The organism is Gammaproteobacteria bacterium (genome assembly GCA_022340215.1).
Lineage (GTDB): Bacteria > Pseudomonadota > Gammaproteobacteria > JAJDOJ01 > JAJDOJ01 > JAJDOJ01.
Map to the genome: position 1 here is coordinate 1 of JAJDOJ010000053.1, position 11,440 is coordinate 11,440.

The 11,440-nt window shown below is 62.2% G+C and carries 12 protein-coding genes; 8 read left to right on the forward strand and 4 right to left on the reverse strand.

Going from position 1 to position 11,440, the window contains the following annotated elements; translation table 11 throughout:
* Positions 1-366, reverse strand: a 366-nt coding sequence (locus LJE91_03760; protein ID MCG6867856.1) for an ecotin, incomplete at its 3' end; no start/stop codon positions are given.
* A 465-nt stretch (positions 367-831) separates the two neighbouring features.
* On the opposite strand from LJE91_03760, the gene LJE91_03765 reads away from it, so the two are divergent.
* Positions 832-3,636, forward strand: coding sequence for a patatin-like phospholipase family protein (locus tag LJE91_03765; protein MCG6867857.1), 2,805 nt, complete (start codon positions 832-834; stop codon positions 3,634-3,636).
* A gap of 72 nt (positions 3,637-3,708) precedes the next feature.
* Here the strand turns inward: LJE91_03765 and LJE91_03770 are convergent, their stop codons facing one another.
* Positions 3,709-4,359, reverse strand: a complete 651-nt coding sequence (locus LJE91_03770; GenBank protein ID MCG6867858.1) for a CDGSH iron-sulfur domain-containing protein — start codon at positions 4,357-4,359, stop codon at positions 3,709-3,711.
* Positions 4,360-4,628: 269 nt separating this feature from the next.
* Between LJE91_03770 and LJE91_03775 the strand changes: the two genes are divergently transcribed.
* The 6 genes from LJE91_03775 (at position 4,629) to LJE91_03800 (ending at position 8,098) form a co-directional block, all read left to right on the forward strand.
* Complete coding sequence (locus LJE91_03775; protein ID MCG6867859.1) at positions 4,629-4,919, forward strand: RNA recognition motif domain-containing protein; 291 nt, start codon at positions 4,629-4,631, stop codon at positions 4,917-4,919.
* A gap of 64 nt (positions 4,920-4,983) precedes the next feature.
* The gene (locus LJE91_03780; GenBank protein ID MCG6867860.1) at positions 4,984-6,564 is read left to right on the forward strand and encodes a phospholipase D family protein; all 1,581 of its coding nucleotides are present in this window, start codon (positions 4,984-4,986) and stop codon (positions 6,562-6,564) included.
* A gap of 45 nt (positions 6,565-6,609) precedes the next feature.
* Positions 6,610-6,798 (forward strand): hypothetical protein, encoded by a 189-nt coding sequence (locus tag LJE91_03785; protein ID MCG6867861.1) that lies wholly within the window; start codon positions 6,610-6,612, stop codon positions 6,796-6,798.
* Positions 6,799-7,065: 267 nt separating this feature from the next.
* Positions 7,066-7,425 (forward strand): hypothetical protein, encoded by a 360-nt coding sequence (locus LJE91_03790; protein MCG6867862.1) that lies wholly within the window; start codon positions 7,066-7,068, stop codon positions 7,423-7,425.
* On the forward strand, positions 7,422-7,679 hold the full coding sequence (locus tag LJE91_03795) for a hypothetical protein (protein MCG6867863.1): 258 nt from the start codon (positions 7,422-7,424) through the stop codon (positions 7,677-7,679). The genes LJE91_03790 and LJE91_03795 overlap by 4 nt, the downstream gene beginning before the upstream one ends.
* Before the next feature lie 212 nt (positions 7,680-7,891).
* Entirely contained in the window at positions 7,892-8,098 is a 207-nt protein-coding gene (locus LJE91_03800) for an OsmC family protein (protein MCG6867864.1), read from the forward strand.
* 136 nt (positions 8,099-8,234) lie between these two features.
* On the opposite strand, the gene LJE91_03805 is transcribed toward LJE91_03800, so the two are convergent.
* A complete protein-coding gene (locus LJE91_03805; protein ID MCG6867865.1) occupies positions 8,235-8,417 on the reverse strand; it encodes a hypothetical protein in 183 nt (60 codons plus the stop codon).
* Positions 8,418-8,582: 165 nt separating this feature from the next.
* A complete protein-coding gene (locus LJE91_03810) occupies positions 8,583-9,959 on the reverse strand; it encodes an L-serine ammonia-lyase (protein MCG6867866.1) in 1,377 nt (458 codons plus the stop codon).
* Between the two features lie 329 nt (positions 9,960-10,288).
* Between LJE91_03810 and LJE91_03815 the strand changes: the two genes are divergently transcribed.
* Positions 10,289-11,332 carry a hypothetical protein gene (locus tag LJE91_03815; protein MCG6867867.1) on the forward strand — a complete coding sequence of 348 codons (1,044 nt, stop codon included), beginning with the start codon at positions 10,289-10,291 and terminating at the stop codon, positions 11,330-11,332.
* Positions 11,333-11,440 lie beyond the last annotated feature (108 nt).

The window sequence follows — 11,440 nt, forward strand, 5'->3', positions numbered from 1 at the left end:
GACCACGACCGGTAGCTTGCTGTTGTAGCGCTGAAGGGACCCGTTACCCCGAACCCTGACGAAGGCCGGTTTCCTCTCCTCCCCGGGTGGGCATGCCATGAGTGTGCTCGCCGGGCCACCGGCCTTTTCCAGGACGTAGTATGGGTAACCCCAACCCTCCGCCACCCGCCTTTCGAGATTGCCGCCGAACCAGTGCTGATTGCAGTCGACGGGGATGGTCATGCCGACCAGGATCTCGACCTTTCGGTCATCCTCGATCTCTACGGCCGGGACACGGAACACCATTCGGATCTGTCCTGCCGTCGGCGCCGGGTAGGGCGTCATGTCGTACAGTGCGTCACCGGCCATGGCCGCAAACGGCAGCATCGCGCCAAACAGCGCAATGTTGAGAAGTGGTTTCATCGTTGTCTCCAATAAGGCGATTTCCGTCAAATGACATACCATCCTGCTTGTCTTTTCGTCCGTCCTCTGTGTTGCGACAACCGTTCCATCGTTCGACGATGCGCCTGATGTCGCGCCTTGATGACGAACGAAAATCCGGCGCAATCTGGTATGCCATTTTCCGGCAATCGCCTAAGACTCCATTCGGGGGGACGGGGATGTCCTGGTACGGGAGTCGCAATGCGTCTTTTTCGGTTAATTAAAGATAACAGATCCCGTACCGCACAACCTGGCTACGACGAATGGGGACACGCTCTCGTCGGGGACTCTCCACGGCGTCGTGCCGGACCGGAAAACACCTGTCGATAGACTTTCCGAAAGGTTTCGCGATATGCCCCGTCGCGCTAAGCTTGCCGCGGATTCCAGTCTCGGTCCGGGGTATCTCTGCGTATGGATTCGAAGGGGTTTCGTAAAGTCCTGCTTGGTTGTTGCCTGGCAGTCGCGCCGTGGCCCGGTATCGCGGCGACCGGCAAGCCCGAGAGTCTACCTGTCTCTCTGTCCATCAGCGGCGGCGCGAGCAAGGGTGCCTATGAGGCCGGACTCAACTGGGGGCTGATCGCGATCATGCAGCGTTTTCACGGTGGCAGAATAGCCACCGGGGCGACAATCCGGCCGCTGGAGATGGCCAGCGTTGCAGGTACGTCTGCCGGAGGCATCAACACCCTGCTCTCGGCGCTGGCCTGGTGTTCACGCCCCGAATCCGTCGGGGGTCCGGCGAACCGCGTCGACGACAATTTTTTCCGCAATCTCTGGCTACCGGTCGACGTCAACCGTCTCGTGCCGGACCGCGCCGATTCGCCGGATTACCGCTTCGACGATGCGACCCTGTCGCGCGCCGATCTGCTGGACAGTGCGGCCATATTGCGCGAGCAGTGGCGCCAGCCGAAGTTCCGGCAGGGCTGCCACGTACCCTTCGGCGTGGTGGTGACCCGGGTCAAGCCGGAAACCCTGACCGTCTCCGGGGTCGACGTGAGGAATCAGCGCTTTCTCGTACCCATCGAACTGCGTGTGGAGCCGGACGGGACCGTCGGCTTCTATTTCGATCCCGAAGAATACCCGGAAGTGAACGACCCTGCGATGATCCTGCTGCCGACCGCCCGCGGGGCCCCTTCGCACTCGATCAGTGACGCGGACGTCGAGGCGGCGATGCTCACGACGAGTGCGTTCCCCATGGGATTCGGTCGCAAGCGCCTCGCCTACTGCCGTTTGACCCGCATGCTGGAGACGGGAGAGGCGCCGGAGTCCGCGGTTTCCGAAGACGCGGATGAACTGACCTGCCCCCCCGGCTACACTCTGAACGAAGCCGAGTTCGCCGACGGGGGATTGTTCGACAACATCCCCATCGGTTTTGCACGCACCCTTGCCGAGTCACGTGGCGACGTTCCGGCGGATCGTCTGCCAGTGAATTACTTTTACCTGGATCCGGGCCGCATTCGCTACAGCGTGCTGGAACCCGAGACTGACAGGCGCTGTGACCGGCCGGACCCGCCGGCGGCCTGTCGTCAGCTAGAATACAGCCTCGAGGCGGAAAGTCGTGTCCTGCTGGGTGCAGTCGGCACGGCGCGTAACTTCGAACTGTATCGAGAGCTGACCAGCGCCGAGTGGAGCCTGAATCTCGCAGGGCTCGCCCACGAACTCGGCGCGACCGATGCGGTGAACCGGCCCGGTTTCCAATGCAGCGACGTACTGCCGTACTTCGACTCGAGGCTGGATTGCGCGGACGCGCTGCGTAACGCCGGCCGACTGCTCGAGAGCGCCTATGGCCGAGTCGAGACTCCCATCTCTTCGCCGTTCTCGGTCGGCAAGTTGCTCCGGGCCGGTGTCGTGAAAAGTTGTCAGCCCCAGGATTCGATCATATCGCTGGATTTCGTCGCGACCTGCCGCGTCGACGTCCGGCGATTCCGCCGCCGCCTGGCCGACGCCCTCGTCGACATCGTCGATCTGACCGGGGTACGGACGGGAAATATTCCGCAGCGAATTCGTCTGTCCGCGCTCGCTATCAAGAACGATCGGACGTTACGGGTAACGAGCCTTGGCGGGCCGATCACGGGAGAGCTGCTCGGCGATTTCGGCGCCTTCCTGGATCTGAAGTTTCGAGAGTACGACTACTATGCCGGGGTGTACGACGCCGTAGTCGTGGCATCCGACACGATCTGCAGGCAGAACTTCTCCCGGGATGAGCAGCGAGAACTCTACGCCAAGTGCCGTGACGGTGTCGCCGAGGAAGGCTTCGAGATCCTGGGGATCGGAGACGACCCCGGGGCGCGCTACGTGTTTGCCCTGAAGGCACGGGCGGAATTCGGTCAGGCGGGCGAGATGCGATTCGCCTACGATCCCATGCCACCGGAAGAGCGCGACATGAAAACCATTCATGATGGTCTGATCGCAGCGGCGCTCGCGGGGTATTCCGAGAAGGAACAGGGCGCCACGTCCTCGCTGGTCGTGGAGCGGGAGTTCTTCGACCATCTACGCGAAGAGGGTTTTCAACCGACGCCGATCGATGACGAGGATACCCTGCTAGCGCAGATTATGGCGGACCCCGACACCTGGTCGTCCGAGCTGGTCAGGCGCACGACCTCACGCATGGTCGAGTTGGAACGGCAGTCCGAACAGATCTATGCGGCGCGTGAACCGGACCGCGCGAAACGGCAGACGGCCAATACCGGGGTCATGGGCGGCTCGGCATTCGTCCTTCAGACCGCGACCTATCGCTACCCGAGCTTCACCTTCGCGCCGTCCACGGCGCCGGACCAATGGTGGTGGCGCAATATCATCCCCTACGAGATCGCTTTCGATGTGGTCGAGGGGGACCTGACACTGACCTGGCAGCCCACATGGGCATTGACGCCGCGAACGCTTCTGGGAATCCGGGGATCGGTCGGGTTCGCCGGGGGCCTGTTTTCCTCGGCGGGTCCCAACCGGGAGAACTTTCTCGGCGCCGGCCTGGACCTGACACAGATGGGCGACTACAAGTTGATCAGCAGCGTGGGCGTCGCACCGACCTTCTACCATACATTCAAGGCTCCAGAGGACGCGCCCCAGAACACCTTTGGAGGCGACGTCCACATCGGCTTCCTGAACAACCGTCTGCGCCTCGGCATCGGGGCCCGCGACTTCGGCGACACCGCCAACTCCTGGTTTTTCAACCTCGGCCTGGCGGACCTCCCGGGCGTCCTGTACTGGCTATCGCGATGAAACGCGTCGCGCGACCCAACGCCAATGGGTCACGACCGGGTAACGGGGTGCGGGACGGATTGCCCTCGGCGTTCAACCGCTTTTGAATCCCGCTTCCTTGTGGCTGCCGTCGCAGAAGGGCTTGTTCGCCGATTGCCCGCAGCGACACAATGCGGCCTTCTTCCCGCGCCAGGCCACACGGCCGTTTCCCGCTGTGATGGCGAAGTCGCCACTCAGGATCAACGGGCCGTCCTGCGTGGCGCGAATCTCGAGGTTGCCGCCCTCTCCCGTCGAGTCGTTCCCCTTCTTGCCGACGCCACCGGGGTCCGTGAATCCCGCCTTCGCGTGGCTGTTGTCACAGAAGGGCTTGTTGCGAGACTGTCCGCAACGGCACAGCGCCGCACGGAACCGGACTCCCGGCATCTCGTCCGGGGCTCCGACGATATCGAGATCGCCTGAGACGAAAAGGGGCCCGTTGTAGGTTACGTGGACGGTGTTGGCGGGCGCGGGCCGTTCCTCGACACCGCCCTTGTCCGCGTAGGTCAGGGCGCCGCTGGGACAGCGCTCGATGATCTCCCGCACGTCCGCCGCGGTGCTGGTGTCGGGAACGCACCAGGGCTGGCGTCCGCCGACGAAGAGTTCACCTTCGGATTTGCCGCATTCGCCGATGTGGATGCAGAGTCTCCCGTCCCAGGTCACGTCGATTTCCCTGCCGGGAAACTTGAATACCTTCTGTTCGCTCATCGTGGTTCGCCCGTGTCGGTTCGCTGTTTACTGAAGTGCGAATGCAGCAGGGATCGCGGTGTCGAAACCTTCACGACCCGTCTGGCGGGAATCCCGGACACAAGCGTCACCGCTGGCCGGGTCGCAACTCCTGATTCGCCTGGTTGCACCCGATTCTGAACCCTGGCGCAGCCTCCCGCAACGGCAAGATCCGTCGGGTTTAGCGTGCCCCCGAGGCGGATCGCTGGTGTTTCGCCGGTTGTAGCGAGCGTCTCAAGGGATGGCATAGAATGCCGCTGAAGTCAGAGACCACTACAATCGCGAGGCGACTGAACATGGACATCGCTATTTCGGGGTTTCCTGCTGAAACGACCGAGGACGAGATTCGCGAGACGCTGGAGAAGTACGGCGTCACCGTCAAGGAAGTCTCCATCGAACTGTCTGACAATCCGCACCGCAACCTGGCGACGGTGGGCGTGGACCTGGATGAGTCCGGGGCCAGGGTGCTGGCGAAGAAGCTCAACGGCTTGGTGTACAAGGGGCAGCGCCTGCGCGCCGAGATTTACCTGCTGTTCAAGTGACCCGCATGTGTCGAAGGTGTTCCCATCGAAAGGTACGCACCGCGTTGTTGCAAATGGATAACAGGTGCTGACCGTCACGCGAAGCCGTTTCGCGGCGTGGGCCGGCAGGCTGTTCCTGCTGGTCCTGATGGCGACCGGCGGATGTGCGACACTCCCAGAAAACGTCGGTCGCGTCGAGTCGCACGCCTACCGCGATGTCGGCGATACCCGCATGGCGGAGGCGATTCGAGAAGAGAGTGCCGCCAAGCCGGGCGAGTCGGGTTTTCTCCTCCTGGGCAACGGTCTGGATGCCTTCGTTGCCCGCGCCGCCCTGGCAAATCTGGCCGAGCGCAGCATCGACGCCCAGTACTACCTGTTGCACAACGACCTAACCGGAAAGCTGTTCCTCGATCAGCTGGTCAAGGCGGCGGACCGGGGCGTGCGAGTCCGGCTTCTGGTCGACGACATCGATCTCGGCGGCCGGGACGAGGGCGCGGCAGCGCTGGATGCGCATCCCAACGTCGAGGTGCGTCTGTTCAACCCCTTCAGCCGCGATACCTGGCGCATGACGCAGTACGTGACCGGCCTGGGTTCGGTGACCCGTCGAATGCACAACAAGTCGTTCACCGCGGACAACATCGCGACGATCTTGGGCGGGCGCAATATCGGTGACGAATATTTCAATGCCCACGCCGACCTGGCCTTCGCGGACCTGGACGTGCTGGCGGTCGGCCCGATCGTGGACGAGGTCTCGCAATCCTTCGACCTCTACTGGAACAGCGAACTCGCGTATCCGGCCTCGACCCTGGTACGGGAGATGCCCGACGAGGCGGAGATCGCGGCCACGTACCGGGAGCTTGCGGCCTTCGCAGAATCGAACCGCGATTCGCCGTACATGCAGGCACTGAGGGATTCCACGCTGGCCAAAGATGTCAAAAACCACAATGTGGAATTCATCTGGGCGGACGCGGACGTGTTCTACGACCGGCCCGAGAAGATCGCCGAGAGAAGCGACAGGGAGGATTTGCTACTTGCCACGCAACTCGGTCCCCACCTCGGGGACGTGCAGGACGAACTCATCGTCTTCTCCGCCTATTTCGTCCCGGGCAAGAAGGGCGTCGAGGCCCTGTCGGAACTCGCGGAACGAGGGGTCCGTGTGCGAATCCTGACCAACGCGCTGTCGTCCACGGACGTCGCGGTCGTTCATGCCGGGTACGCCAAGTATCGAAAACAAATGCTGCGAGCCGGCGTCGAACTGTATGAAATGAACAAGCGACTCTCCAGGACGCAACGCGAGGCAATGAAGGGGCCGCAGCCCTCGTCCAAGGCAAGCCTGCATACCAAGTCCTTCGTGCTTGACCGGGAGAGCGCCTTTATCGGTTCCTTCAACCTCGATCCCCGCTCGGTGAGTGAGAACACGGAGATCGGTCTGCTCATCGAGTCGCCGGAGATCGCCGGCGGGATGGGGGACTGGTTCGATGCCAATATCGACCAACTGGCATTCCGGCTCGAACTCGTGACCGAAGACGACGGCAGGGAGCGGATCCTCTGGCACGGCCTGGTGGACGGTGAGGAGAAGGTCTTCGACGTGGACCCCTACACCAGCATCTGGCGCCGCATGGGCGTAGGGTTTGCCGGGTTTCTGCCGATCGAGTCCCAGCTGTAGCCGTCCGGTTTGCCGACGGGGCATTTTCTTGTTCCGGGGGGGTGGATGCCTCGATTTTTCATCATGGCCCTGTTGCCATTCCTGCTGGCGAGTTGCAGTCCGAATCACGACGCGCATGAACCGGGAGGAACCGCAATGGAGGATCGTCTGGCGAACCTCGAGGGCGAGGTGGTTTTTGCCGATCCCGCGCTTGTGCCGCTTGACACGCTCATCAAGGTGACGCTTCAACCCTGAGGCTAGAAACTATCTATCGCTGGGATACGACTGCGGTGTCCCGCAGAGAAGCGAGATACCCTCCGTGTTCAAGAAACTCATCATTCCCTCAGTATTTGTCGTACTGGGTTACGGATTCTGGGTCAGTCCCGAGTTCAAGACCGTTGCGGCGGGTGTGGCCATCTTCCTGATCGGCTGCCGGCGCTGGAGATCGGATTCAAGTCGTTCAGCGGCGGCGTTCTGGAGGCCTTTCTCCAGCGAACCTCGGACAGGACCTGGAAGAGTCCGTTGTTCGGCATCATATTCGGCTCGAACCTGGGGACGACTACGGGGGCCTGGCTCGTGGCCGGCAAGCGGCTGGCCGTGGCGCACCTGATCTTTAATCTGGTCACGGGCACTATCGCGATTCTGTTCATCAAGCGGTTCGCCCTTGCCGTGGACAGGACCAGCGATCTGGTGGGCATCGCGGCGGACAACTTCACCCTGAAGTTCGCCGTGTTTCATACGCTGTTCAACCTGGTCGGTGTCGTGTCGATGCTGCCGGCGATCAATCTTCTCGTCAGGTTACTCGAGAGGACCCGGACATCGCGCGCCCCCTGTTTGTCAACGACGCCGCCCTGGAGCTTCCCGATACCGCACTGCAGGTGATTATCAAGGATCGCATCACACCGGACATGGCCACGTCGTTGATGAACGACTCGGCGTATGCCTACGATATCCAGAACGATCTGATCCACGCAGGGGAGCGTGTCCTCGGCCGGGCGATCGCCTCGGTCGAGGATATCGATCGGATGGACGAGGAGGTCGAAAGGGTACTGATCGCGCAGCGAGAGCAGGTCGCCGTGCGCATCGGGGAAGAGGAGGAAGCGATCGACAGGCTCGACGCGCCCGGCAATTCCTAGGGTAACCCTAACAAGGACACCGAAAGTCTACCGTGTGAGTCCTGGCGCACGGAACCGTCCGTAATACTCGCCGTTCCGCAGTATCCAACTACGGTTCCTGTCGTGATGATCTACACTTTTCCTGTTCGCCTGAGGCTACGATGGATTACGGTCAGTTCTGTCCGATCGCCTTGCTGTAACGCTCACGGAACTCGAAGTGGACGTCTCTGCCGATGTTGATGTACGAGGTACGCTCATGTGTCGACCGCGACACGCCCGTCGGGTTCCAGAAGGTGCAATGTCGGGGCAGAATCAAGGCGGCCGACGGGACTGATCCCAAGCTGCTGCAGAAGCTTCTGTCAGCCTCGGAGCGCAGCTGCGTCAATCTGCAGACACTGCGCTCCGGTGTCCCGATAGAGACGATCGTTCAGGAAGCCTGACCCGGACGGGTGACCGAACGCAGATTCTTCGGGCGGCGCAGACGTACGCGGTAGCCACCGCGTTGCGTGATCGGGGGTGCGTAAAAAGATTCCGGCCCCGTTCGTTGCTGGGCCGGAAATTATTTTCGGGAAAAGGTTATTCCACCGCCTTCTTGACGTCTTCGCCGGATTCCTTCATGGCCTCACCGGTCTTATGCGCGGACTCATCGACTGCTTTGCCCATCTTCTCCGTGGGGCCTTCTTCCTTCTGGCAACCGACCACACCGGTACTCAGGAAGGCGACGGACAGGATCACGGCCAGGACTTTCAGAATACTCATCAGAATTCTCCTCGTGCAGGAACACGACAGGTAGTGTTGGATCTAAGCGCCCACAGTAGAGCCCAGCGGCACCGGCGCTGTCAACCGTCATCGGTCCGTTCAATGGGGTCAGACTCGATTGATAGATAGCTATCAATCGAGTCTGACCCCATTGAACGCCTTCGATCAGCATTCGATCACGTTGACCGCAAGCCCGCCGCGCGCCGTCTCCTTGTACTTGGTCTTCATGTCTGCGCCAGTTTCGCGCATGGTATTGATGACCTTGTCGAGTGAGACGAAGTGCCGGCCGTCCCCGCGCAGCGCCATACGCGAGGCGTTGATGGCCTTGACCGCGCCCATGGCGTTGCGTTCTATACACGGGACCTGAACGAGCCCACCGATCGGGTCGCAGGTCAGACCCAGGTTGTGTTCCATGGCGATCTCCGCGGCGTTCTCCACCTGTTCCGGTGTGCCGCCCAGGGTTTCGGTGAGTCCGGCTGCCGCCATCGAGCAGGCCGAACCCACCTCGCCCTGGCAGCCGACCTCGGCGCCGGAGATGGAGGCGTTCTCCTTGTAGAGGATGCCGATCGCACCGGCGGTCAGCAGGAACCGTAAGACGCCGTCTTCAGCGGCGCCGGGTGAGAATCTCCAGTAGTAGTGCAGGACAGCCGGAACGATGCCTGCGGCTCCGTTGGTGGGCGCGGTCACCACCCGCCCGCCGGCGGCGTTCTCCTCGTTCACGGCCAGCGCGAAGAGGTTGACCCAGTCCATGGTGCCGAGCGGGACGTTCTCCAACTGAGTGTCATGGGTGAGCTGCAGATGCAGGCGCGCCGCGCGCCGTTTGACCTTGAGCCCGCCGGGCAGGATACCCTCGGTGCGACAGCCGCGTTCGACGCAATCCTGCATTACCCGCCAGATCTCCAGCAGCCCGACGCGGATGTCGGCCTCGCTGCGCCAGGTCATCTCGTTGCGCAACATGACCTGGCTGATCGAAAGGCTGTTCTCGGCACAGTGTGACAGTAGTTGCGCCGCAGTCGTGAATGCGTAGGGCAGCCGGGTCGTGTCTTCCACGATACGGTCCTCGCCCGCCGCGTCCTCTTTGACGACGAAGCCGCCGCCGACCGAGTAATAGGTACGTTCCAGCAAGGTTCCGCCACCTGCGTCACTGGCTCGGAACCTCATCCCGTTGGGGTGGAAGGGCAGGCTCTTGCGGCGATGGAACTCGAGATCGCCGTCAGGATTGAAGGAGATCTCCGGACCGCCGGGAATCCGCAGCCGCCGTGTTGCGTGCAGCGCCTCGAGCCGTGCGGGAATGGTGTCGGTATCGACTTCCTCGGGGAGTTCGCCTGCGAGCCCCAAGATGACCGCCTTGTCCGTGCCGTGTCCCTTGCCGGTCGCGCCCAGCGAACCGAACAACTGGACCTGCACCCGGGACACCGCGTCCAGTAATCCGCGGGAAGCGAGGCTGCCGACGAACAGGCCAGCGGCCCGCATCGGCCCGACGGTGTGTGAACTGGACGGGCCGATGCCGATCTTGAAGAGATCAAAGACGCTGATGGCCATACTGACTCCCGCTGATTGCCTTGTCCGCCATCCTGCGGAACATTGCCACAGCGGTCGAGAGATTCGGCAACGAAAGTTTTGAGAAACGTACCATGGACTATGCATGAATCGATCGAGGCCAATCAATACCTGCGCACTCGGGGTTATTCGTTCGTGTCAGGTTCTTACGTGCGCGACACCGATCGGGAAAGCCGACAGCAGGCAAGTGGATTCGGGCGGGACGGAACACCCTCCGCCGGCGTCGTATAATTCTCGGAGGGTTGGCGGCGAGCGGAAAACCGCGCTCCGTTCGTCGGCGCCTATTGTTGGCAACAGGGGGTGATCCAGCCATGACCTGGTTCTCCAGACTGAGTTTTCGCAGGACCGTCCGGGAAGACGGGCGCATCAACGAGGCGGACATCGCCAAGGCCATCGAGATGGTCGTGGAGAACACCGATCCCCGCCTCAAGATGGTGAGCGGTTACCAGCGCAAGCTGCGAAAACCGGTGATCCGCTCCTTGCTGTACCTCAATCGGGTTGTCGAACGCATCCCGGGGCCAGTCGAGGTCAGCCGAAAGGCCTTCGGAAACGATGCCCGCGTCAACGCCCTGTTCCCCTCGGTCGATGCGATGCGGGATGTATTCAGCCTGAGCGATGTCGTGCGGGAGTTCGTCGCGTCCCATCCCGAGACTGAGGCGATCTACTGCACCCTCGGCATGTTTCGGCAGGAAAAGAACGTGTTCGGCATGGATATCGTGAACGGCATCCTGCGCAGAGGGGTCGCCCAGGTGGCGGTGAACTACAGCGATCACTGGGTCGGCGTGGCGGCGGACGACCCCGGTGAGGTCCGGGAGATGGGCCGGTGGCGAGGCATGCAGTCCCTCTGCATCAGCGCACTGGAGCATGTCGCGGCGCTGCGGGTGACGACGGACGAACTGCGCGAGCAGCAGAATCTCCTCCAGACGCGGTTGCGCGACGTCAGATCCGTAGCGGAGGGGCTGGAACCCGCGCCCCGGCCGGTTTCCGGGGATGTGCCCGACACGGAGACCCTTCGGTATCGACTACAGGAAAACGCCCGGGAACTCGAAGAGGCCCGGACGTCACTGGCAACCCTGGACGGCTACCTGAAGGAGGTCGGCAGGGTCCTGAGCCACCCGTCCCGCTACCTCGGGGTGAAGCCCCATTCGGTATCTGTTACCCGCATGGGCATCAAGGCGAAGGCGGGGGAACGTGCCGGTTCCCGGGTGGTTACTGCCCATATCCACCGCCCGCGCCAGCCATCCTTCGACATGGTGCTGGCGCGTTTCCCCCGGGCCGAGCTGAAGGATCCGGAGACCTACCGCAAAAGCGCTATGGCCTTCGTGCAATCGATGTCCCCGGGCCGGGGCCTCTAGGAGCCTGTCGGACTGAGGATTAATCTACTGCGCTGATGGGAGCTCGGCTCAAATGCCCCCGATTTTTCGTTGCGTAGGCCCACTATGCGCCTCAAAATCGTGAACATT

Coding starts and splice junctions, on each gene's coding strand:
- LJE91_03800 (MCG6867864.1), top strand. CDS start 7,892: ATGTTGATGTACGAGGTACGCTCATGTGTCGACCGCGACACGCCCGTC.
- LJE91_03805 (MCG6867865.1), bottom strand. CDS start 8,417: ATGAGTATTCTGAAAGTCCTGGCCGTGATCCTGTCCGTCGCCTTCCTG.
- LJE91_03815 (MCG6867867.1), top strand. CDS start 10,289: ATGACCTGGTTCTCCAGACTGAGTTTTCGCAGGACCGTCCGGGAAGAC.
- LJE91_03775 (MCG6867859.1), top strand. CDS start 4,629: ATGCCGCTGAAGTCAGAGACCACTACAATCGCGAGGCGACTGAACATG.
- LJE91_03785 (MCG6867861.1), top strand. CDS start 6,610: ATGCCTCGATTTTTCATCATGGCCCTGTTGCCATTCCTGCTGGCGAGT.
- LJE91_03770 (MCG6867858.1), bottom strand. CDS start 4,359: ATGAGCGAACAGAAGGTATTCAAGTTTCCCGGCAGGGAAATCGACGTG.
- LJE91_03810 (MCG6867866.1), bottom strand. CDS start 9,959: ATGGCCATCAGCGTCTTTGATCTCTTCAAGATCGGCATCGGCCCGTCC.
- LJE91_03765 (MCG6867857.1), top strand. CDS start 832: ATGGATTCGAAGGGGTTTCGTAAAGTCCTGCTTGGTTGTTGCCTGGCA.